The sequence below is a fragment of the Actinomycetota bacterium genome (genome assembly GCA_018334075.1).
Taxonomy (GTDB): Bacteria; Actinomycetota; Coriobacteriia; order Anaerosomatales; family UBA912; genus JAGXSC01.
This window is the reverse complement of the sequence record JAGXSC010000044.1, coordinates 76,416-99,915: the sequence shown is the minus strand read 5'-3', so window position 1 is coordinate 99,915 and position 23,500 is coordinate 76,416. Positions and strand designations below refer to the sequence as shown.

23 protein-coding genes are annotated in these 23,500 nt (G+C 53.8%); all 23 read left to right on the top strand.

Annotation, left to right across the window (positions count from 1 at the left end):
* Window positions 1-17 precede the first annotated feature (17 nt).
* The 23 genes from KGZ89_05605 (at window position 18) to KGZ89_05495 (ending at window position 23,489) form a co-directional block, all read left to right on the top strand.
* Window positions 18-908 carry an elongation factor Ts gene (locus KGZ89_05605; protein ID MBS3974326.1) on the top strand — a complete coding sequence of 297 codons (891 nt, stop codon included), beginning with the start codon at window positions 18-20 and terminating at the stop codon, window positions 906-908.
* Window positions 909-1,045: 137 nt separating this feature from the next.
* Window positions 1,046-1,771, top strand: coding sequence for a UMP kinase (locus KGZ89_05600; GenBank protein MBS3974325.1), 726 nt, complete (start codon window positions 1,046-1,048; stop codon window positions 1,769-1,771).
* A complete protein-coding gene (gene frr / locus KGZ89_05595) occupies window positions 1,768-2,325 on the top strand; it encodes a ribosome recycling factor (protein MBS3974324.1) in 558 nt (185 codons plus the stop codon). The genes KGZ89_05600 and frr overlap by 4 nt, the downstream gene beginning before the upstream one ends.
* 7 nt (window positions 2,326-2,332) lie before the next feature.
* Entirely contained in the window at window positions 2,333-3,112 is a 780-nt protein-coding gene (locus KGZ89_05590) for an isoprenyl transferase (protein ID MBS3974323.1), read from the top strand.
* Window positions 3,109-3,945, top strand: coding sequence for a phosphatidate cytidylyltransferase (locus KGZ89_05585; GenBank protein MBS3974322.1), 837 nt, complete (start codon window positions 3,109-3,111; stop codon window positions 3,943-3,945). The genes KGZ89_05590 and KGZ89_05585 overlap by 4 nt, the downstream gene beginning before the upstream one ends.
* Window positions 3,946-3,947: 2 nt before the next feature.
* Window positions 3,948-5,120, top strand: coding sequence for a 1-deoxy-D-xylulose-5-phosphate reductoisomerase (dxr, locus tag KGZ89_05580; protein MBS3974321.1), 1,173 nt, complete (start codon window positions 3,948-3,950; stop codon window positions 5,118-5,120).
* Between the two features lie 104 nt (window positions 5,121-5,224).
* Window positions 5,225-6,505 carry a site-2 protease family protein gene (locus KGZ89_05575; GenBank protein MBS3974320.1) on the top strand — a complete coding sequence of 427 codons (1,281 nt, stop codon included), beginning with the start codon at window positions 5,225-5,227 and terminating at the stop codon, window positions 6,503-6,505.
* A gap of 24 nt (window positions 6,506-6,529) precedes the next feature.
* Window positions 6,530-7,588 (top strand): flavodoxin-dependent (E)-4-hydroxy-3-methylbut-2-enyl-diphosphate synthase, encoded by a 1,059-nt coding sequence (gene ispG / locus KGZ89_05570; GenBank protein ID MBS3974319.1) that lies wholly within the window; start codon window positions 6,530-6,532, stop codon window positions 7,586-7,588.
* A gap of 45 nt (window positions 7,589-7,633) precedes the next feature.
* A complete protein-coding gene (locus KGZ89_05565) occupies window positions 7,634-8,023 on the top strand; it encodes a Gfo/Idh/MocA family oxidoreductase (protein MBS3974318.1) in 390 nt (129 codons plus the stop codon).
* The gene (locus KGZ89_05560) at window positions 8,023-9,762 is read left to right on the top strand and encodes a proline--tRNA ligase (protein MBS3974317.1); all 1,740 of its coding nucleotides are present in this window, start codon (window positions 8,023-8,025) and stop codon (window positions 9,760-9,762) included. Before KGZ89_05565 ends, KGZ89_05560 begins: the two co-directional genes overlap by 1 nt.
* A 120-nt stretch (window positions 9,763-9,882) precedes the next feature.
* A complete protein-coding gene (locus KGZ89_05555; GenBank protein ID MBS3974316.1) occupies window positions 9,883-10,383 on the top strand; it encodes a ribosome maturation factor RimP in 501 nt (166 codons plus the stop codon).
* Window positions 10,373-11,512 carry a transcription termination/antitermination protein NusA gene (gene nusA / locus KGZ89_05550; protein MBS3974315.1) on the top strand — a complete coding sequence of 380 codons (1,140 nt, stop codon included), beginning with the start codon at window positions 10,373-10,375 and terminating at the stop codon, window positions 11,510-11,512. The genes KGZ89_05555 and nusA overlap by 11 nt, the downstream gene beginning before the upstream one ends.
* Window positions 11,513-11,514: 2 nt before the next feature.
* Window positions 11,515-11,829 (top strand): YlxR family protein, encoded by a 315-nt coding sequence (locus KGZ89_05545; protein MBS3974314.1) that lies wholly within the window; start codon window positions 11,515-11,517, stop codon window positions 11,827-11,829.
* Complete coding sequence (gene infB, locus KGZ89_05540; protein ID MBS3974313.1) at window positions 11,829-14,225, top strand: translation initiation factor IF-2; 2,397 nt, start codon at window positions 11,829-11,831, stop codon at window positions 14,223-14,225. The genes KGZ89_05545 and infB overlap by 1 nt, the downstream gene beginning before the upstream one ends.
* A 14-nt stretch (window positions 14,226-14,239) precedes the next feature.
* Window positions 14,240-14,653 (top strand): 30S ribosome-binding factor RbfA, encoded by a 414-nt coding sequence (gene rbfA / locus KGZ89_05535; protein ID MBS3974312.1) that lies wholly within the window; start codon window positions 14,240-14,242, stop codon window positions 14,651-14,653.
* Window positions 14,654-14,657: 4 nt separating this feature from the next.
* On the top strand, window positions 14,658-15,635 hold the full coding sequence (locus KGZ89_05530) for a bifunctional oligoribonuclease/PAP phosphatase NrnA (protein MBS3974311.1): 978 nt from the start codon (window positions 14,658-14,660) through the stop codon (window positions 15,633-15,635).
* Window positions 15,628-16,569, top strand: coding sequence for a tRNA pseudouridine(55) synthase TruB (gene truB, locus KGZ89_05525; protein MBS3974310.1), 942 nt, complete (start codon window positions 15,628-15,630; stop codon window positions 16,567-16,569). Before KGZ89_05530 ends, truB begins: the two co-directional genes overlap by 8 nt.
* A gap of 26 nt (window positions 16,570-16,595) precedes the next feature.
* On the top strand, window positions 16,596-17,495 hold the full coding sequence (gene ribF, locus KGZ89_05520; GenBank protein MBS3974309.1) for a riboflavin biosynthesis protein RibF: 900 nt from the start codon (window positions 16,596-16,598) through the stop codon (window positions 17,493-17,495).
* Window positions 17,496-17,690: 195 nt separating this feature from the next.
* Window positions 17,691-17,960: a 30S ribosomal protein S15 gene (gene rpsO, locus KGZ89_05515; GenBank protein ID MBS3974308.1), complete on the top strand. Its 270-nt coding sequence runs from the start codon at window positions 17,691-17,693 to the stop codon at window positions 17,958-17,960.
* 38 nt (window positions 17,961-17,998) lie between these two features.
* A complete protein-coding gene (locus tag KGZ89_05510) occupies window positions 17,999-20,182 on the top strand; it encodes a polyribonucleotide nucleotidyltransferase (protein MBS3974307.1) in 2,184 nt (727 codons plus the stop codon).
* Window positions 20,183-21,433, top strand: a complete 1,251-nt coding sequence (locus KGZ89_05505) for an insulinase family protein (protein ID MBS3974306.1) — start codon at window positions 20,183-20,185, stop codon at window positions 21,431-21,433.
* Window positions 21,434-21,459: 26 nt separating this feature from the next.
* Window positions 21,460-22,245, top strand: coding sequence for a 4-hydroxy-tetrahydrodipicolinate reductase (locus KGZ89_05500; GenBank protein ID MBS3974305.1), 786 nt, complete (start codon window positions 21,460-21,462; stop codon window positions 22,243-22,245).
* An 8-nt stretch (window positions 22,246-22,253) separates the two neighbouring features.
* A complete protein-coding gene (locus KGZ89_05495) occupies window positions 22,254-23,489 on the top strand; it encodes an aspartate kinase (protein ID MBS3974304.1) in 1,236 nt (411 codons plus the stop codon).
* Window positions 23,490-23,500 lie beyond the last annotated feature (11 nt).

The window sequence follows — 23,500 nt, the reverse complement described above, 5'->3', positions numbered from 1 at the left end:
CAAAGGATGGATGAGTCATGGAAATATCAGCAAAAATGGTCAAGGAGCTTCGCGAGACTACCGGCGCAGGGATGATGGATTGCAAGAATGCGCTTCTGGAGGCAGGTGGAGATATCGATGCTGCGGTAGATCTACTGCGCACGAAAGGACTTGCTGCACTCGCGAAAAAATCGAGCCGCGCGACAAATGAGGGAGTAATCGCTGGCTGGGTAGGTGACTCACGCAATATCGCCGCACTGGCAGAGGTCAACTGCGAGACTGACTTCGTCGCCCGCAACGCCGACTTCAAGGGTTTCGCAAATCAGGTTGCGGCCCATGTGGGGCAAGCTTCTCCGGCCGATATCAGCGAACTCATGTCCCAAAACTTTCTCGATCGCCCTGAAAAGTTCGAAGCTGTTCTCGGCGAAACAGTGGGGCGCATTGGGGAGAACATCAGTGTGTCGAGATTCAGCCGATACAGTCTTTCCTCGGAATTTGGCGCTATCACCATATACATTCATGGTGTAGGTAACATCGGGGTAATGGTTGAACTTGCTGCTTCATCAGCTGATGTGGCCAATTCGGCTGAGTTTGTTGAGCTTGGGAAAGACGTCGCTATGCAGATTGCTGCTGCTGCCCCCTATGCGGTCGGCCGTGAGGATGTTTCTAGCTCAACAATCGAGCACGAGCTGTCAATTTATAAGGCCCAGGCCGCAGAGTCGGGGAAGCCCGAAGCAATTCAGGAAAAGATGGCGCAAGGACGTCTTGAGAAGTTCTTCAAGGAGGTCACCTTGCTCGAGCAGCTCTTTGTCAAAAATGACTCTCTCACTGTTGGCAAACACGTCGAAGCAGTGGCAAAAGGCGTCGGCGGGTCTGCACAGGTTGTGCGTTTTGAGCGCTTCGTTTTAGGCGATTGCGGAGCTTCTTGATAACGCATAGGAAGCGAAAGTATTAATGAGCAACGCGGTTCGAGGTCGTACCTTTTGAGCCGCGTTGTTGTATTCTGTTTTGTCGAAAGACGCAATATCCCTGTTTGGCTTTTGACCTTGAGCGAGGTGACGCACGCATGGGCGAATACCGATTCAATCGAGTGCTGCTAAAACTGTCAGGAGAAGCTCTTATGGGAGATGCAGTGTATGGCATCGATCCTGAGGTTCTCTTGTCCTTGGCCCAACAGATCAAGCCTGTAGTTGAGAGAGGTGTTCAGGTTTCGATTGTTGTGGGCGGCGGAAATATATTCCGGGGCTTAGCAGCATCCTCCAAAGGCATGGATCGTGCTCAGGCAGACTATATGGGGATGCTTGCTACCGTAATGAACTCACTTGCTCTTCAAGATGCCCTTGAGCGATACGGCATTTTTACACGAGTTATGACCGCTATCGAGATGCAAGCTCTCGCTGAGCCATACATCCGGCGACGCGCGATTCGGCATATCGAAAAAGGTCGTGTAGTAATTTTTGCTGCTGGTACCGGAAATCCTTATTTCACGACAGACACAACGGCCGCGCTGCGCGCTTTGGAAATCGGTGCCGACTGCATCATGAAAGCCACCAAAGTTGACGGTGTTTACAGTGCCGATCCCTTCCTCGACCCTGATGCGGAGCGCTACGAGCAGCTTTCCTACATCGACGTGCTGAGTCAGGGACTTCAGGTAATGGACTCCACCGCAATATCGCTTTGTATGGATAATGATCTGCCCATTTTGATCTTCAATATGCAAGTGGAGGGAAATATCGAAAGAGCACTTATGGGCCAGGATGTCGGCACGATAATAAGTGGGGTGCAAAAATGATATCGGAGATTATAAAGAGCGCTTCCGAGCATATGGATAAGAGTGTATCTGTCCTTGCCCAGGAGTTTGCTAGTGTTCGTACCGGGCGAGCCTCGGCTATGGTTTTTGACAGAATCACGGTCGAGTATTACGGAGTGGCTACTCCGCTAGCGCAGATTGCAGCTATCAAGGCACCAGAACCCCAGCTCCTGGTCATTGAGCCTTGGGATAAGAGCATGTTGGGGCCGATCGAAAAGGCGATAATCTCTTCTGACTTGGGTTTGAACCCTTCGAATGATGGAAATATCATCAGGGTGCCATTCCCGGCACTGAATGAAGAGCGAAGGCTCGATCTAGTCAAGCTGTGCAAGGGGTATGCCGAGGAGGCAAGAGTTGCGATCCGCAATGTCCGTCGTGAAGCCAATGAGAAACTCAAGCGCCTGGAAAAAGAGGGGGCAATAAGTCAGGACGACCTCAAGCGCGCTGAAGCTGAAGTTCAGAAGGCCACCGATGCGCATATCTCTCGCATTGATGAGACGCTAAAGCGCAAAGACGAAGAGATCATGGAGGTCTAGGGAGCCGATGCCCCCATCACATACCTCATTGCGCTCTTTCTTTGCGAAGGGGAGTGGCTCCGGATTGATAGACAAGATCGATCTGGAAAAAATACCTGGCCACATTGCAATCATTATGGATGGAAATGGTCGCTGGGCGGCAAGCCGTGGATTACCTCGGCTTGCCGGTCACCGTGCAGGCACCAAAGCTGTACGCGAGGCTATCGCGTGCTCTTTGGAGCTTGGCGTCAAAACTTTGACTATCTACTCTTTCTCATCGGAAAACTGGTCTCGCCCAGCCAATGAGGTATTTGGATTGATGGATCTTTTCGTGGAAGTGCTACAACAAGAGCTTTCAAATATCCAAAAGATGGGAGTTCGAGTAATTGTGGCAGGAAATCGCGAGCAGTTACCTGCACTTACAGCCGATGCATTTCGTAAATGTGAACTTGAAACTACGAACAACACTGCAATGACTTTAGTTGTAGCTCTGAACTATGGTGGTCGTGACGACATACTTCGAGCGACTAGGAAGATTGCGGAAGCTTGTCTTGATGGGGCTATAACTCCAAACTCAATCGATGAGACCCTCTTTTCGGCTCATCTCTATACCGCCCAGGTTCCGGATCCAGATCTCGTGATAAGAACGAGTGGTGAAATGAGACTGTCGAACTTTCTGTTGTGGCAGATCGCGTACTCTGAGCTCTGGGTCACTGATACTCTGTGGCCTGATTTCGACCGTCACGAGCTGCTCCAAGCCATAGTGGAGTATCAGGGCAGACACAGGCGGTTCGGGGGCAGTGAATGACGGGTAAGGGTCCCGCCATCGATGCGCTAAAACTGCTTTCAGGGTTTGCGGTTCGAGTTCTGACTGGCGGAGGAATAGCCGCGATTATGCTTCTCGTGGTTTTTTATGGCCAAACCACGGGTGTCGGCGTACTTTTCTCGCTGATATCGATGGCCTCAGTACGGGAGCTATACCGCATCATACGACCGAACCAAAAGTACACTACCGATTTTCTTGGAATCGCAATGACGGGCGCACTCCCGCTAGCCGCTGCTTATGGTGGCTATTCTGGCCTGATTGCTGCGACGGCCCTAGGGGCACTTCTTTGCATGTTTGTGCACTGTTTACTGCTCGGCTTGCGTACCTCGGAGTGCGCTGTAACTATCTTTGGCGCGATCTATATCGGATTCATGCTTTCTCATCTGGTGTTGCTGCATAACTTGGAATCCGGTTTGATCATAGCTTTAGCTACAATCTTAGGCGTGTGGGCCAATGATGTATTTGCTTACCTTATTGGATCTGCTTTCGGAAAACATAAACTGGCGCCAAGGATATCTCCGAAGAAGTCCTGGGAAGGGTTCTTTGGTGGAGCTGTCTTTACAGTTGCTACATGGGCTGCCCTGTCGCTCTTTCCACAAGCCAATCTCGAGCTTTACGAGCTGATCGTGATCGGCGCTTGCATCGCACTGACGGCTGTGGCAGGTGACTTACTCGAGTCTCGAATTAAGCGTGAGGCGGGTGTGAAGGATTCGGGAAGGATATTTCCTGGGCACGGCGGAATGCTGGATCGCTTTGACAGTCTAATCGTGGTTTCGCCGGTTGCGTTCTACCTCTATCTGTTGATGGGCGCATGATCATGAGCCGGCCACTCAACGTAATCCTGCTCGGCTCAACCGGGTCGATCGGAGTTCAGGCAATTCAAGTGGCAGAAAAGTATCCTGATCGAATTCGCCTAATTGGACTTGCCGCCCACAGGAGCTCGGCAGTAATCGCCGAGCAAGCGATCGCATTGCGTGTAGACAATATCGCGCTTGCCGATGAAAAGGCCGCCAGCGAGGCTCGAGGTCATCTTGCTGATGCAGGATATGGTCACATCAATGTCGAGGCCGGTTCGGATGCGCTGGTTGATCTGGCTCAACACCCGGATGCCGACATCGTTTTAAACGCAATGGTTGGATCCGCTGGGCTGAGAGTTACTCTTGCAGCTCTTTCTGCCGGCAAGATTTTGGCTCTCGCTAACAAAGAATCGCTTGTTGTCGGCGGTGAGCTTATTCGGCCCCTTCTCAAACCAGGTCTTTTGCGACCAGTTGACTCGGAGCACTCGGCGATATTCCAGTGCCTGGGTGGCTCTGACACTAGGTTCGTGTCTCGCCTGTGGCTAACTGCGTCTGGAGGTCCCTTTCGCGACTTTACCTCCGATCAGCTCGTCGGAGTCACGGCCAAGCAGGCACTTGAGCACCCAACCTGGAAGATGGGTCCGAAGATATCCATTGATTCAGCGACTTTGATGAACAAAGGGCTTGAGGTTATCGAGGCTTACCACCTGTTCGGTGTGGGTTACGAAAGCATCTCGGTAATTGTGCACCCACAATCGCTGATTCACTCAATGGTCGAATACTCCGACGGCTCAATTCTCGCGCATCTTGGTGCAACCGATATGCGCATACCGATTCAATATGCCTTCTCATATCCTGAGCGCTGGGAGATACCTTGCCCCAATATAGATCTCACATCCTTCGATGCGATAAAGTTGAAAGCACCGGATACAGAGACATTTCCCTGCCTGAACCTGGCGTACGCTGCAGGTCGGACAGGTGGCACAGCACCAGCGGTTCTGAACGCAGCAAATGAAAGTGCAGTTGAGGCCTTCCTCGAAGGGCGCTGTGGTTTTCTCGATATTCCTTCTATCGTTGCCCACGCCTTGGAGATGCACGACGTTGAGCCAGTCGAATCGATTTATCAGATCGAAGATATAGATCGCCAAGCGAGAGAGAGTGCATCGCGGTATATAGCGAAGTTGTCGGATTGAAGAGCCGGCTAAGCAAAAACGAGGCGGACGCCAACTGGCTCGGCATTTGCACTTAGCTACAGTTGAATATCTAACCAACAAGTTACTGAGAGGGCACCGGTCACATGTCTGAGCTGTTAGATTCGGTCTCCGTCATATTCTGGGGGATCGTTACCTTTTCTATTCTGGTTATATTGCATGAGGGCGGCCACTTCGCCGTCGCGAGGCTTTTTGGTGTCCGTGTTCACGAGTTTATGGTCGGGCTACCTGGGCCCGCTGTGCGCTTCCATAGCAAGAGTGGAACGATCTTTGGGGTGACGGCCATTCCGTTGGGCGGCTACGTTCGCATCGCTGGAATGGAACCGGGCGAGGAAGACCCACTCCTGGCCGCCGCGCTGTCCAATGTGATTGCTAGCCCTGGAATCACCGGCGAGCGACTCGCTCAAATTCTCGGCATCGATGAAGCACGAGCGGTGACCATCCTTGAAACACTGGAAGATTGGCGAGCCATAGCTGTAGAAAAAGGTGACGACCCGGCCGGGCTGTCTTATGTCTCGGCTATGGATGACTCAGAAAACAAAACCTCTGAGGAGCTACTGGCGCAGGCTAGAAGTCAGACATACCGCGGCTTGACCACCAGCAAGCGGATAGCACTTCTCTCCGCGGGAGTTCTCGTCAACCTCTTTGCGGCGGTTGCCGTGTTTACTTTTGTGCTTTCCACCTGGGGCTACTACGAGCACTCCTTGACTCTGGCCGAGGTAATCCCTAACTCCGCTGCTCACGAGGCCGGCTTGCGGGCTGGAGATACAATAACCGCACTTCAAGGCGACGAGCTCAGCAACTGGATGGAGCTGAGCTCCACTGTCGGACTGAAGGCGCCGGGAGACGTGATCCAGGTTGATTACATGCGCGACGGCGTTGAGAGTCAAGCTGAAATAACCTTGGGAAGATCACCTGAGGGACGTGGCTTTTTAGGAGTAGGGCCTGAAGTGACTCCGGTAGACCTAACGATCATCGAGGCCCTAACCGAGAGTATTGGCTGGGTCGGATTGGTATTTGTAGCCATCGGAAACTTTTTCAATCCGGAAACCTTCACAGCTTCCATGGAGGGCGCCAGAGGTATAGTCGGAATCAGCGTTGAAGTTGAAAGAGCCGCTGAAGCCGGTCCACTAAGTTATGCCTGGATTGTGGCGCTACTCTCACTGTCTCTCGGCGCGATGAATATTCTGCCGATTCCGCCTCTAGATGGCGGAAAGATAGTATTGGAAATCATTGAGAAGATCGCTGGTAGGCCCCTGCACAAAAGTTTCACGATGGCCGTCAGTATCGCAGGCGCACTACTTCTGTTCGGACTCATCGGCTACTTGATATACGCTGACATAATGCGGTATTTCATCAATACGTAAACTTTCACGCGAAATGAGGGGTGAATGATTCGACGGCCAACGCGACCTGTAAGAGTTGGGGCCGTGACCGTTGGAGGTCAGGCGCCCATCGTCGTTCAATCGATGACCAACACTGACACAGGTGATTTTGCCGCAACTCTCGCGCAAATATCAGCGATGGTCAACGCCGGATGTGAAATAGTCAGGGTCGCGGTGCCGAATCTCTCTGTGATCGACTCGTTTGCCGAGATATGTAATGCGTCTTCAATACCTGTGGTTGCCGATATCCACTTCGACCACGTACTCGCTATCGAGGCAGCGCGCCGGGGCGCCTCTGCGCTAAGGATAAATCCGGGCAACATTGGCTCTATCGATAGATTAGACTCGATCATCGAGGCGGCAGGTGAGGCTGGCATCCCTATCCGAATTGGAGTAAACGCCGGCTCACTGGCGGCCAAGTACCACGATCTCGATTGGCCTCTTCCCCAAAAACTCGTCGCCAGTGCAGTTGAGTTTGTCGAGCACTTCGAATCTCGCGGCTTTTTCGATCTCGCGATATCCACCAAAGCCTCAAGCGTGAATGCAACTGTCGTCGCCTATCGCTTGCTTTCCGAGCAGACCGAATACCCGCTACATATTGGAGTAACTGAAGCCGGAACCATCAGGAGCGGTACCGTGAAATCCTCTGTCGGTATCGGCATACTTCTCGCCGAGGGCATAGGGGACACACTGAGAGTCTCGCTCACCGCCGACCCTGTTGAGGAAGTGCTGGTTGCCTGGGAGATTCTTGCTGCACTGGATATTCGACGCCGAGGAGCCGAGCTGATTAGCTGCCCCACCTGCGGTCGATGCCAGGTGGATTTGATATCTATCGCAACGGAAGTCGAACGGCGCTTGTCCAACAAGCCCTGCAACCTGAAAGTTGCTGTGATGGGGTGTGTCGTCAATGGACCCGGAGAGGCCAGCGAGGCCGACGTAGGAGTAGCCGCAGGCAAGGGCCTGGGAGTTGTCTTTTCCAGGGGCAAGCCAATTGCAAAGGTTCCGGAGGAGCATCTTGTCGACGCCTTGATGTCAGAGATTGATCGCCTGAATATTTCTAAATAATGTAAGATTGACTGCATATTATTGGACTGAACAGGGAGGCAGTAAATGAGCGAGAAGGTTCGTATCGCGGTTGTTGGTGGAGGACGCATGGGCACGCCGCTGATTATGGATTTCCTAACACGTCCTTTTGTTAGTCTCGTCGGAGTAGCGGATGTGAATCCCGAAAGTCGGGGTGCGCAGATCGCGAAAACCCATGGGATCTTTTTTTGCGAGGATGCTTCAGTCCTTGCACAGAAAGGCGAAGAAATCGACATGATTATTGACGTATCCGGAGACCCGGATGTGAAGAAATCACTCAAACAAGCATTCATAGACTCGAACAATCGCTCCACCATCATCGTTCACGACCTTACCGCACGACTGATAATGAGTCTCGCGGCAGACTCCTCGGAGCTGGTTGAGACCTATCATCCTGAGGATCGTGGTATCGGGTAGTGTATAACCGCACAAGCACCTTATACGCCCCCACACTAAAGGAGGTCCCCGCCGAGGCAGAGATCCCGTCTCATCGGCTTATGCTCAGAGCGGGGATGATCCGCAAGGTTTCGGCAGGGATCTACACCTTTTTGCCGCTGGGGCTTCGGTCTTTGCGAAAGATAGAACGCATCATCAGGGAAGAGATGGACAGGATCGGCTCTCAGGAGTTACTCCTGCCGATAGTTCAACCGGGTGATCTATGGCGCGAGTCGGGCCGATGGTCAGAGTACGGTCCTGAGCTGGCGCGCTTCACGGACCGGTCTGGCCGGGAGTACTGCCTTGGCCCGACACACGAGGAGATCATAACCGCGCTCATTAGAAATGAAGTGCGAAGTTATCGCGAGCTTCCGGTATCGCTCTATCAGATCAATATGAAGTTCCGTGATGAGATCCGGCCGCGCTTTGGACTGCTGCGTGGCCGCGAATTCATCATGAAGGACGCCTACTCGTTTCACGCATCCGATGAGTCCCTCCAGGAGCACTATGATGCACAGGCCGAGGCGTACGGAAGAATATGCGATCGCCTCTCGCTCGAGTGGCGATCCGTCAAGGCTGAATCCGGGCAGATCGGCGGTAGTGTCACTGCCGAGTTTATGGCGCTATCAGACACAGGTGAGGCCGAGTTGCTCTACTGTGCATGCGGTTGGGCCGCCAACATTGATGTAGCCGAGCTGCTACTTGACCGTAAGCCCGCTGGCGATACACCTCAAGCGCTTGAGAAGGTAAGTACCCCGGGCCTCAAATCGATTGCCGAGCTCGCGCAGGCATTCAATCTATCGGCGAACGACACCGTCAAGACCATGGCGGGCAAGTCCACCGATGGCAAGCTGGTATTGTTCTTCCTCCCTGGGGACCGCGAACTCAATCCACTGAAGGCCTCATGGGTATGCCCTGGGGTTGAACTTCTCACAGACGACGACTTCGCTAGTTTCGGCATCCCCAAGGGGTCTTTAGGCCCGATCGATCCTCCAGCCGACGCAATTTTAGTAGCCGATGCCTCTTTACAAAGTGCGGTGAACTGGGTTGTCGGCGCCAACGAAGATGGTTTTCACTACTTCAACGCCAACCCGAGCCGAGATTTTCAGATTGAGACTTGGGCTGACATCTCACTAGCGCGTGCGGGAGATCCGTGCCCGGGATGCCAGGAGGAGAAGTTAGCTCACGCCCGAGGAATCGAGGTTTCTCAAGTGTTTCAGCTGGGAACCAAGTACTCGGAATCGATGGGTGCCACATTCATGTCCGAAACCGGTGAGGAAAAACCGTTCGTCATGGGCTGTTATGGTGTTGGAGTCACACGGTCGCTCGCCGCAGTTGTAGAGCAGCATCATGATGACAAAGGTATCGTATGGCCAATGAGCCTCGCCCCGTTCCACGTCACTGTTTTGCCGCTCACGATAGGGGACAGTGAAGTATGGCCGACAGCTGAAGATATTTTCTTTCAGCTTTCAGCACACGGCATTGAAGCTATCATCGACGATCGTGACGAAAGGGCTGGTGTCAAATTCGCCGATGCTGAGCTCATTGGATATCCGGTACAAGTTATTGTTGGCAAGAAGGGTCTATCTGCAGGGGTCGTAGAGGTCAAGCTTCGTGATGGCCTGTGCTCTGAGAGCGTTTCGGTAGACTCTGTTGTCACACATGTTGTAAACCTGGTTACCAGCCGTCTGTGCAAGGAGGATCCTACTTCTATTTGTTGATACATTTCACTCATTCACGCTGCAACTATGCTAATATTTAGTGGTTCGGCAATATTTTGGCTCTATCAGAAGTGGGCGAGACGTCCGCTTCTTTTGTTCTAAGGTGCTCTAAAGAAAGGTATGACCAAGTTGCGCAAGCCGCTACATCAAGAGATTGAAAGCCTTCTTGCCCCACTGGCAAGTGATGAGGGCTATGAACTTGTAGCCGTTGAAAGCGCGGGTGCACGCAAGTCGCCTGTTGTAAGAGTCTTTTTGGATACAGAGGGCGGCATCAATATCGATCAGATAGCGCAAGCCAATCACTGGATATCCCAGGCTATTGAGGACTCCGGGTTGATCAGCGGCTCTTACACACTTGAGGTGAGCTCTCCAGGGATCGACCGCCCACTGTCCAAACCGGCTGACTTCACCCACAACATCGGCGAGATCGCTAATATAAAAACAAAACCCATAAACGGTAGAGGCACATTTACCGGCCGAATTCTCGGGGTCGATGACGGAAGCGTTACTCTAGATATTGGTGATGACTCTGTTGAAATTGACATGACTTCGATCATAAAGGCACGCCTCAAGGGCAGGGTTGACTTCGGTCAGAAAGGAGAGGCTAAAAATGAGCTCTGAACTGATGGACGCCCTCAAAGCCCTCGCTCGTGAGAAAAACATCGATGAATACTACATGATCGACAAACTCGAGCAGCAGCTTTCGACGACTTACCAGCGCATTATGGATCTAGAGAACGAGACAAGGGTTGTTCTCGACAAGGAGACTGGCCGACTTTATGTATACGAGCTTGTTCCTGTCGGTGGCACAGAAGAAGATCCTCAATTCGAAGAACGAGATATAACCCCGAAAGATGTTTCCAGAATTGCAGCGCAAGCTGCCAAGAGCATAATCATGGGATCGATCAAAGAGGCCGAGAAGGAGCGTATCTTTGAGGAGTACTCGGACCGCGTCGGCGAAAGTGTCACTGGAACGGTTCAGCAATCGGACTCCCGGTACACTCTGATCAAACTGCGGGAGGGTGTCGAAGCACTTCTTCCTCCCAGTGAGCAGCCGCCCAATGAGCGCTACGATCACAATCAGCGAATCAAGGCTTACATCATCGAGGTTCGTAAAACCTCCAATGAGCCCTCCATAGTTGTTTCCAGAACCCACCCCGGACTCATCCGCCGCCTCTTTGAGCTGGAGGTTCCGGAGATCTACGAAGGTATCGTTGAAATAAAGAGCATCGCCCGCGAACCCGGCATGCGTAGCAAAATCGCAGTCTCAAGCCGCGAATCGAGCCTTGACCCTGTAGGGGCCTGCGTGGGACCGAAAGGCTCACGTGTGCGTATGATAGTCAGCGAGCTTCGTGGAGAGCGTATCGATGTCATTCCGTGGTCGGAAGATCCTGCAATCTATGTTGCTCACGCGCTCTCACCTGCGAAGGTTGCGCAAGTGACAACTGCCGAAGACACCCATACCGCAACTGTGTTGGTGCCAGACGATCAACTGTCTTTGGCCATCGGAAAAGAAGGCCAAAACGCTAGACTTGCAGCAAAACTGACTGGCTGGAGAATAGATATCAAGAGTTTATCTCAGGCGGGCGCCTCGGGCTTGTCGGCGCCAAGAGCCTCCGGGGTGGACGCACTTCATGCCGAGGAGTACGATGGTCGATGCGTCGCAGTCACATCGTCTGGACTACGCTGCCGAAATAAGGCGGTTCCCAACTCCATGTACTGCAGAATCCACGAGAAGGAGGCGTCATAGCGTTGAGCGCGGGCCGAAAAACTCACGGCCGCACGTGCATCGCTTGCCGCCAGGTCGCAGACAAGCCGGAGCTCGTTCGTGTGGTCAGGGCGGTGGATGGATTTATTCACATTGACCCCTCCGGGAAGGTAAACGGACGTGGTGCGTATGTTCATCCTCGGCAGCAATGCTTCGATGCGGCGATCCGAAGGCGAAGATTCGACCACGCACTAAAAGTTAGACTTCAGGAAGATGACACAGACAAGCTTCTCAAGGATTTTGAGCGACTCAAAAATGTAATTGAGTTCGATGCCCACAAGGAAGGTGACAGCAGCTAATGCCCAATATGCGAGTGCATGAGTTGGCCAAGGAGTTTGGGATGACCTCCCAGGAGCTCCTTGAGCATCTCGCTAGATTGAAGATTCCCGCCAAAGGACACTCCTCATCTCTTTTGGAAGCATATGTGGGTAAGATCCGAAAGGATTTGGCGCCGATCATCGAGGAGCGCCAGGCCGAAATTCAGGCTGTCCGTCTTTTGCAGGACGAAGAAGAGCGCAAGGCTGCAGAGGCACTTGAGGAGCAGATGAAGGCTGAGGCCGCCGAGAGGACCCGACGTGAGTCCGCTGCACGCGCGAAGCGTGAGGCGGAAGAGGCCGCCACTAAAGCCGCGAGGGAGGCCGAGGAAGCCAAGGCACGCATCATACAAGAAACCAATGCAGCAGCCTTGGCCGCCCAGGCCGAGCTAGACAAGGCGGCCACCCTGGAGAAAGAAGAGGAAGATCGCTACCGCGCAATGGCTGCTCAAGTGGAAGTTCAGTCGGCGCACAAAATCGCCCACGATCGAGTGATCGAGGAAGCTCGCATCGCAGTAGCGGCGGCGCATGCACAAGATGGCAAGCGCAAAAAGCGTAAGAAGAAGCGTGAAGAAGAGGATGTCCCTGCCGCTGACGCTACCGTGGAGCAGCCAACTCAGCCCCAGGATTCAGCTACGGATACAGTTACGATTACCGAAGGCGCCACCGTTGGAGAGTTCGCGGAGGCATTGGGGCTGCCTGCCAATGAAATTATCAAGCGACTTATGATTCTGGGCACCATGCTTACAGTCAATCAACCCATCTCCCGTGATATCGCTGAGCTTATCGCAGATGACCTCGGGGTTTCCTTGAGCGTAATCGCTCTTAGCGAAGAGACGGCTCCTACCTTTGATGACAAGCCGGAAGAGCTAGAGCCACGGTCACCGGTTGTAACTGTCATGGGACACGTTGATCACGGGAAGACCTCTCTTCTCGATGCCATTCGGGATTCGGGTGTTGCGAAAACAGAGGCTGGTGGAATCACCCAGCACATTGGTGCATCGGTAGTGACGCACGGGGACAACAAGATTACGTTTATTGACACACCCGGACATGAAACCTTTACCGCAATGCGTGCTCGTGGTGCAAAAGTGACTGACATAGCCGTTCTGGTGGTAGCCGCTGACGACGGCGTCATGCCGCAGACTATAGAGGCGATACACCATGCCCAAGCTGCCGGAGTCCCGATAATCGTGGCAGTCAACAAAATCGACAAAGAAGGCGCCGATCCTGAGCAGGTGCGACAGATGCTCACGGAGCACGCCATCGTTCCGGAGGAGTGGGGCGGCAAAAACATATTCGTGAATGTCTCGGCTAAGCAGCGGATAAATATCAATGAGCTTCTCGAAACGATTTTGCTTGTTGCCGAGGTAGAAGAGCTAAAAGCTAACCCGAACGCTTTGGCGAGCGGCGTCGTTATCGAGGCCAAGCTCGACAAGGGCCGAGGACCGGTCGCTACCGTACTGGTTCAGAGGGGAACTCTCAAAGTCGGTGATCCGTTAGTCGCAGGCACATCTTACGGAAGGGTTCGCGCGCTCATCGACCCACGTGGAAAAAGCTTGACTCAGGTTATACCTGGTGAGCCCGCCGAGATACTGGGATTGGGCAGCACTCCTTCCGCCGGTGACGAGTTCCGCATCTTCGCCGATGAGCGAGACGCTCGGGACCTCGCCGAGGAAAGAGCCCTCAAGCAGAGACTGATTGCTCAGGGCAAGAAAGAGCGTATCTCCCTAGAGGATCTTTTTGCCAGGATTCAGGAGGGCGAGATCAAAGACCTGAATCTGGTAGTTAAGGCAGACGTCCACGGTTCGATCGAGGCGCTGAAAGATGCACTGGACAAGATGGACCAGTCGGAAGTGCGTATCTCGGTCATTCACTCTGCCGTAGGAGGCATTACAGAGACTGACGTGATGCTGGCTGGGGCCTCCGACGCGATCGTCATTGGCTTTAACGTTCGACCCGAGCCCAAGGCCAAAGCGCTTGCCGAGAAAGAAAATGTTGATCTTCGCCTCTACCGGGTTATCTACAAGGCCATCGAAGACATTAACGCAGCTAGAATCGGAATGCTAAGTCCCGATGTCGTCGAAGAAGACACAGCGCGCATCGAAATCCGAGAGCTCTACCGAGTGCCGAAGATCGGCCTGATCGCCGGTTGCTACGTTCTCGAAGGCGAAATCAACCGTGACGATCAAATACGTATCGTGCGCGAGGGAGCTGTAATCTTTGAAGGAAAGGTCGGATCTTTACGACGATTCAAAGACGATGTGAAGTCAGTTCGCTCCGGTTACGAGTGTGGAATCTCTATCGAGGGATATCAGGACATCAAAGATGGTGACTTTATAGAAGCCTACAAAACAGTTGAAATCGCTCGTAATGAATAAGTCAGGATATATCGATGAAGCAGACGCCACGCACAAGAAGGATCAACGAAAATCTCAGGGAGATCATCGCCTCGATCCTGGTCAACAACTTTGCTGATCCCCGCCTGGAGTTCATCACGGTGACCGGTGTAAGCATCGCTCCTGATCTGAGTGTCGCCAATATATATGTCATTACACACGGAGATGCTGAACGCTATCAGGAAGCTCTCGACGGGCTTGAGTCTGCCAAAGGCAGAATACGGTCACTGATGGGCGCGAGAATCAAGATGCGAGTTACCCCTGAGCTAAGGTTTTTCATCGATGACAGCGTCGACAACGGGATGAGGATCAACGAGGCACTGAGGGTCGTTCCTCCTACTCTCGTGCGTAATCTCGAAAACGATTCCAGCGCCGATGCATCAGGCGATGATTCCACCTCATCGGGATAGTTCAGTGAACGCCTCCTTCCACCGTGCTGCATTGCTATTGCGCCAGGCGGAAACTGTAATAGTTTCAGGCCACACAAATCCCGACGGGGATTCGATCGGCTCCGTTCTGGCTTTGACCCTGGCACTTAGAGATGCCGGGATTCCCGCGGTTCCCACACTTGCTGATCCCACTGAGCCGCCGCCGAAATACTCATTTCTCCCAGGTTTTGCCCTGTTCGTACCCGCCGATGAGTGCAGCGCTCCTGATCTTTTTATTGCACTGGACACTGCGTCGGCCTCAAGACTCGCAAATGCCGAAGCGCTCGCGAAGGCTGCAAGAAACGTGATCACCATAGATCATCATCCGGACGGAGAAGAGTTCGGCTCCATCAACATCGTTGATTCGTCGATGGCCTCAACTACCCAACTGGTTTGGCGGTTCATTCGCGCGCTTGAAATCAAAATGACTCCCGAAATCGCCCAGTGTTGTTACGTGGGGTTGCTCACAGATACCGGGCGCTTTGCATACTCCAACACCACGCCTGTCGCACTTCGCGACGCAGCAATGATGATCGAAGCAGGAGTTGACCCCGCCGAGATCGCGCAACTCATCTATCAGGAGCACTCGACCGAAGCGCTTGAGCTCGAAGCCAGAGTTCTGTCGCGCCTCAAAATCGTCAACGCCGGACGTGTTGCGTATTCCTGGTACAGCGATAACGACATCGCGGAAACCGGCGCCATAAGCTCAGACACCGAGGATTTACCTGACTCTATCCGACGCCTGGGCGGCATCGATGTCGCGCTGCTACTTCGCGTTACAAACGGCTCTATCCGGGTGAATCTTAGATCCAAGAGTACATTCGACGTCTCACAGATAGCGAAAATGTTTGGAGGGGGCGGTCATATTCCTGCCGCCGGATTCACTTTTTCGGGAACAATCGAAGACCTGTTGCCTCAGCTGCTCACTCGTTTACCTGGATGCAAGGATTCAGATTGTGCCTAGGCGCCATACCCCAACGGGTCTTTGCGGAATCTTACTTATCGACAAACCCGCCGAGATGACCAGTCACGACATAGTCGACTCCGTGAGAAGGATTACGGGTGAGAAGCGCGTCGGTCACGCCGGTACCCTAGACCCGATGGCCACCGGATTGATGTTAATCCTGGTTGGTCCTGCTGCTCGGCTCTCGCCGTACCTCAGCGTAGCTACAAAGACCTATGAAGCTTCAGTGGTCTTTGGATCTGCAACCGATACGGACGACGCGACAGGGAAGACGCTTCACACCTGTCCGGTTCCTCCATCTGCAGCAGATAAAGCGTTCGCCGATAAAACAGTGGCCGCCCTTATCGGAGAGGCCGAACAGGTTCCGCCGCAATATTCGGCGATCAAGAAAAATGGAGTGACCGCATACACCATGGCTCGCAAGGGCGAGGCCGTTGTAATGGAGTCTCGCACGATCTCAGTATTCGAAGCAGAGCTCCTCGCCATACAACCGGGCCCTCCTGTAGCGTGGGATCTCCGCATGACAGTCTCAAAGGGCACCTACATACGCTCGATCGCCCGAGACCTCGGCGAGACCATTGGCTCTTGCGCTCATCTCGGTGGTCTCAGGCGTCTGAAGTGCGCACATCTTGATGTCGATGAGGCTTTAAAGATCGAGGATCTTCCCAGAGAGCCGGAGGCTCTTGCACGCTTGTTTTTCGATCCCGTTGATGCGCTGGGACTTCCTGTCGTACAGGTAGATAAGCATACTGCCGAGAAGATTTCATCGGGTCGCCGTTTACCAATTGCATCGATCGGCTCTGATATAAAAGCGCAGGAACGCTACGTCGTTCTCCACGATGGTCGCGTGCTGGCGATATACTCGGTTTCTGAAGAGGAATTTGTGCCACTTACAGTGATGCCTCCGGACACGAAATTCGGTACTCGGAGATGACGCGAATATACGAATGGCACTCCTCTATGTCGTCAATTGGTCCTTGTGTGGTTGCCATTGGCGCATTTGATGGAGTTCACCTCGGGCATCAGGCCCTGATAACTGAGGCTATCGAGCTTGCGAACAAGGCTGGCGTCGAGTGTGTGGTAATGACCTTCGACCGTGACCCTGACACTGTAGTCTGCCCAGACAGTGTGACTCCTCAGCTTCTGTCGCAGCGAGACAAGATCGGAATTCTGTCCGATCTTGGTATCGACGCGATTGTCATAGTGCCCTTCTCGGCTGACCTGGCAGATTGCCCGCCGGCTGATTTCCTTGAAAGTGTGGTAGTCGCTTCACTTTCTCCCAAGGCGATTGTGGTGGGTGAGAACTTTCGGTACGGAAAAAATGCGTCCGGTTGTGTAGCAGATATAAAAAGCTACGGAGCCAAACATGGGTTTTCGGTAATCGGGCGCGAGTTGCTAAAGATCGACGGCGCGCCAGTTACATCCACGCGCATACGCGCCCTGGTATCTTCAGGTGATGTTGATTTAGCTCAGCACCTTCTGGGCAGGGCACACAGGATAACCGGGCGCGTGACTCACGGCCGTGGGCAAGGCGCAAAGATACTCGGCATTCCTACGGCCAACATCGTGCCCGAGCTGCTTTGCGCGCTTCCGGCTGCAGGAGTATACGCCGGGTGGGCACATCTGGAAAAAGAGCGCTTTGCTGCTGCGATCTCGGTGGGACGGCCGCCATCGTTCCCGAGCTCTCGCCATCATCTCGAAGTACATATGCTGCACTTCGAAGGCGACATTTACAACACCGATCTTATGGTCGAGTTCACTACCAGGCTTCGAGAGCAATATCGCTTCGATTCCCGCAACACTCTTGCCGCCGCGATTAGGGCTGATCTTGCTCTAGTAGATGAGCTTTCCCGTAAATAACTGAGAGCTTTTGCGTGTGCGCGTCTTTTGGCCGCAAACTTTATAACCTTGCCAACGGTGCGCACTTTGAGCGCGCGGCCTTCGATTGTGTTATAGTTTGGCGGTTGTAAGGAATATGCCTCGTTCTGAGATATCCGAATCACCAACGGTAATCACGGAATGAGGTGGACCCGCGAAAGAAAGGTGAGCTTGAAAATGCCATTGGAAAAAGAAGTCAAAGTCAAGATCATTGCGGATCATGCGCGTTCCGAGACCGACACCGGTTCTCCGGAAGTGCAGATCGCTCTATTGACAAAGCGTATCAAGGATCTTACGGAGCACCTAAAAATTCACACTAAGGATCACCATACGCGTCGGGGGCTGCTAAAGCTTGTCGGACAGAGGCGAAACTTGCTCGCCTATCTCAAGAAGACCGATATCACCAGATATCGTGAGCTCATCTCAACTCTAGGTATCCGTGGATGACCGTCTCCGTAACCCTCGCTGAGCAAAAGGACTAATACATGAACAAAATCGTCGATACATTTGAGCTATTCGGCAAAGAGTACACCTTTGAAACTGGCGAGCTGGCCAAGCAGGCTGGCGGAGCGGTTGTAGTTCGGCAAGGTGACACGATGGTACTGGTGACCGCCACCGCGTCAACTCAGGCCAAGGATTTGGATTTCTTCCCTCTGACCGTTGATTTCGAAGAGCGCATGTATGCTGCCGGTAAACTCCCTGGCGGCTTCATAAAGCGCGAGGCACGGCCGAGCGAGAAGGCCATACTGACCGCTCGCATGATCGATCGTCCGCTCAGATCCGCATTTCCTGACGGTTTTCGAAATGAGCTTCAAGTAATTGCGACTGTTCTCTCGGCAGATCAGATCAATCAGCCGGACGTGATTTGCATTATGGGCGCCTCGGCGGCCCTGCTTGTCGCAGGCGTACCCTTCGAGGGTCCGATCGCTGGCGTCAGAGTAGCTCGTGTCGATGGGGAGTATGTTGTAAATCCCTCCTTCGATGAGCTGGACTCCTCAGACCTCGACCTGGTTGTGGCTGGCTCCTCGGATGCGATCTATATGATCGAGGCAAGCGCAAATGAGGTCTCGGAAGATGAGATGCTCGATGCCATGACATTTGCCCAAAGTGCGATCGCAGAGTTTTGCGAAGTTCAGAGACGTTTCGCAGCAAAGTGCAATCCAGCCCCTCTGAAAATCGCTATTCATGAGATAGAAGAGTCACTTCGCCAGAGGGTTTTCTCTGCTGGGGCAGAGAAGATGCGCTCGGCGCTAAGAAATCCAGACAAGCAAGTGCGGATGAGCGATGTTGCTGCCGTCAAGGAAGAGGTTCTCGCTGGATTCACCGAAGATGAGCTCAATGCCTCTGGAAAGAACATCCGCGCGCTGCTCAAAGAGCTCGAGAAGTCGACGATGCGCGATATGGTGCTCTCCGAGGGCGAGCGGGTCGATGGACGAAAGATCGATGAGGTTCGCCAGGTGACCAGCTCTGTAGGCTACTTGCCACGTGCACACGGTTCAGGGCTCTTTACTCGTGGACAAACGCAGGTCCTCTCGGCGCTGACTTTGGGAATGCTCTCAGAGTGGCAGCGTATCGACACGATCGACGTGAGTGAGGGCAAGCGTTATCTTCACCACTACAACTTCCCGCCGTTTTGCACCGGAGAGATTGGCTTCATGCGGGGCCCCAAGCGGCGCGAGATTGGCCACGGCGCGCTTGCGGAGCGGGCACTTTTGCCTGTCCTTCCCGATCAAGCCGATTTTCCATACACCATCCGGATAGTATCTGAGGTCTTAGAGTCCAATGGCTCAAGCTCCATGGGATCGGTGTGCGGATCAACCTTAGCCCTGATGGATGCCGGTGTACCAATCACCGCACCGGTTTCCGGCATAGCGATGGGCCTTATCAAAGAGGGTGACCGGGTTGCGGTGCTCTCCGACATTCAGGGACTCGAAGACTTCCTCGGCGATATGGATTTCAAGGTCGCTGGAACCGCAAAGGGAATTACGTCCTTGCAGATGGATAACAAGGCGAAAGGCCTTAGCCACGAAATCCTCGAGACTGCCCTGCGCCAGGCGAAGGTCGGCCTTGTATACATCCTTGAAGAAATGCTCAAGGCTATCGACTCGCCGAGAAACGAGCTGAAGCAGCATGCGCCGAGGATTCTCACCGTCCGGATTCCGACTGACAAGATTCGTGATGTAATCGGAAGTGGCGGAAAGGTTGTCCGCGCCATACAGGAAGAGACCGGGGCTCAAATCGATATTCAGGAAGATGGCGTTATCTTTATCGCATCTCGCGACGAGGGCGGGGAAGAGGCGCGGCGGCGTATCGAGATGATCGTCAAAGAGCCTGAGATCGGTGAGAAGTATCTTGGTCGCGTCGTTTCAACACAGGCTTTTGGAGCCTTCATAGAGCTAATACCGGGTAAAGATGGACTGCTGCACATCTCGCGCATCGCTAAAGGACGCGTCGAGAAGGTTGAAGACATGCTAAACGTCGGTGACGAGGTTGAAGTTGAGATCATCGACATCGACGATCGCGGCAAGGTTTCGCTAGACCGCATCGACAAGCCTGAGGCGCCAAAGAGCCAGCGTCCCGAAGGAGCCTCGGATGACTCGGGTGATCGTGGCCACAAGCCCCCAGGTCGCTCTAGCGATGAGGACAGGAAGCGTCGTAGGCGTCACTAGATGTTTTGTGAAGTCACAACTCTGGACAATGGAATATCGGTAATTTCCGAGAGGATAGACACCGTCCGCTCGGTAGCGATCGGCGTGTGGTTCGCCGTCGGTAGCAGGGATGAGTCCGCTGCTGAATCGGGAATGTCTCACTTCCTTGAGCACATGATGTTCAAGGGGACAGACACCCGCTCGGCGGCGGACATCTCACAGGCATTCGACGGTTTGGGGGCAGAGTTAAACGCCTTTACCTCCAAAGAGTACACATGCTACTACTCTCGGGTTATCGACCGACATCTGCCTACCGCGATCGAGCTGCTCTCCGACATGGTTTCCAACTCCCTTCTGGCCGATGATGCGTGTGCCAGTGAGCGTGAGGTCGTCATCGAGGAGATCGCCAGGATGGAAGACACTCCCGACGACCGGATTCACGAGCGCTTCGCCAAGGCTCTGTGGCCCGGGCACCCGCTTGGCGCTTCAATTCTCGGCTCACGTGAAAGTGTGTCCACATTCGGGAACGGCTCCACGGCTGCTTTCAAGGATTCGCATTACACAACCGGTAACTGCGTAGTGGCAGCGGCCGGTAATGTTGAACACTCCCAGCTTGTAGAACTTATTGGCAAGCACCTGACCCTGCGCTCAGGTTCGCGAACAGTGCGAGATAGTGGCTTTCAATCCAGTCCTGAGCCCCTTTCGGTTCTGACAAGGGACACGGAGCAATCACATATCTGTTACGGTGTGACCGCACTCAATGCGCAGCATGAGGATCGCTTTGCTCTCTCAGTCGCAGATACCATCTTCGGACGCGGCATGTCTTCTCGGCTGTTCATGGAGATTCGTGAAAAGCTTGGTCTGGCCTACGCTGTTTATAGCTTTGTCTCGCTCTTTCAAGACACAGGGCAGTTCGCGGTCTATGCCGGAACTCGACCTTCGAATACCGAGCAAGTTGTCGCAACCATTCGAAACGAGATCGACAGGCTCTGTGATTCCGGTGTAACCGCCGAGGAGCTCGACCGAGCCAAAAAGGCGATGACGGGCAGTCTGGTTTTGGGGCTGGAGAGCACGCCAAACCGAATGACAAGACTCGGCAAGGGCTTGATAACCAACGCCGAACTCTTGTCGATCGACGAGCTCGTTGACAGAATCGAAAGCGTTACGCAGGCCGATGTAATCCGAGTCGCCCGCGAATCTTTTTCAGGCCCTCGCTCGCTTGCTGTGATCGGGCCCTATGCTCAGGATGACATCGCGCATCTTATCGGATAATTTTTCTTTGAAGGAGGGCATATCCGATGATTGATGTAATCGTTTCAGGCGCTGCAGGAAAGATGGGCAGCGAGGTGGTTAGAGCGGTATCTGATGCCGAGGGCATGCGAGTTGTCGCTGTGGTAGATCCTGGCTTTGCGGGTACTGCTTCTGGCCATGAAGAGATGGGCGCTATAGCGCAATTTACCGATCTTGAGCTCGCAATCAAGCAGACTGGCCCCGCTGTGATGGTGGATTTCACCCGCCCGGATGTCGTGGAAGCGAACTTGCGTACAGCGCTTGCCGCCGGCCTTGATTGTGTGTGCGGGACAACTGGGCTCTCGCAGCAACAACTACAATCCCTTTCTGCAAAGGCCCCCGCGGGCACCTGTCTGTTTATGGCGCCAAACTTTGCGATCGGCGCGGTCCTAATGATGCGATTCGCCGCTCAAACCGCTCGCTATATGCCACAAGCCGAGATTATAGAGTTGCACCATGACAAAAAAGTCGATGCCCCAAGTGGAACGGCTCTGCGCACGGCATCGCTGATAGCTCAATCGCGTCGTGGCGTACCGGCGACGCATGCAGACACGGGTGGCACAAAACCGGAGGCGAGGGGAGCGCTGGTCGAGGATATACCGGTCCACTCGATTCGTCTGCCTGGGCTGGTCGCGCATCAAGAGGTTATCTTCGGAGGGGTCGGACAGACCCTGTCGATTCGCCACGACTCAATAGACCGAAAGAGCTTTATGCCCGGCGTCGTTTTAGCTATCCGTGAAGTGGGCGAGCGCTCTGGTCTCATTATCGGCCTCGAATCATTGATGGACGCCTGAGAGTACCAATGAAAGAACAATCGACCGATTCTCGCATCGTTGTAATGAAGTTCGGAGGAACATCCGTCGCCGAAAAGCACGGCAGAGATGCTGTCGCACGCCGAGTCAAGGAAGCGATCTCAGATGGGAAAGCACCTGTGGTTGTGGTCAGCGCGATGGGCCGAGCGGGATCGCCGTACTCCACGGATACACTTCTCTCGCTCGTGGAGTCTTTCCCGCCTGACCTACGCGAGCAAGACATTCTAATGTCAACCGGAGAGCTTATCTCAGCGGTTCTACTTGCTCACGAACTTCGGGCATCCGGCATTGAGGCGCAAGCGCTCTCCGGCACGCAGGCCGGTATAGTCACTGACGACCTGCACGGCAACGCATCTGTCATAGAGATCTATCCGCACCTGCTGAAAGAGGCCATATCTGAAAGGGTCGTTCCTGTTGTGGCGGGATTTCAGGGACTTTCTCGCTCCGGTTACGTTACGACCCTAGGCAGAGGCGGCAGCGATACGACCGCGTGCGCTTTAGGCGTTGCCCTCAATGCCGAGTCGGTTGAGATCTATACCGATGTCGACGGTATCGCGACAGCTGATCCAAGAGCGTGCGATAGTGCGGTCACGCTAGAGGTTATCGGATCCGACGAACTTTACCAGCTTGCCAGGCATGGCTCACGGGTTGTCCACGCGCCGGCGGCCGAGCTTGCTTTGGCCTCGCATCTTGGGCTGTCGGTTCGTAACACATTTACTGACGAGCGCGGAACAATGGTCGTTAGCATCTCCGACTACGCCCCCCGTGCAGTTGCTACTGCGCTGTCGCACAGTGAGAATATCGTCAGGGTTAGCGTCGATCTCGGCTCAGTCGCTGGTAGTAGTCAGAACATGGCCGCTCAGTCCAAGGTCTATCGTTCTCTCGCCGATGCGGGAATCTCTCTTGACATGTTCACTCCCGCTGAAAGCTCCTTGCTGTTCACGGTTTCAAGCAGTGCGAAAACCTCAGTGTGCGAGGTCCTGGATTCGCTCGGCTTTACCTATACAACCCGCTGCGAGCTATCCAAGGTCACCCTCGTTGGGGCTGGAATGCACGGTGTCCCCGGAGTTATGGCCAAAATCGCGGAATGTCTGTACGCTGCTGATGTAAGTGTAATTCAGACCGCTGACAGCCATGCCACGATTTCCGTTGTAATCCCCTCAAGCGACATCGAAAAAGCACTCAAAGCGTTGCACGATGGTTTTGATCTTGGAACCCCACGATGATCGGCTGCACT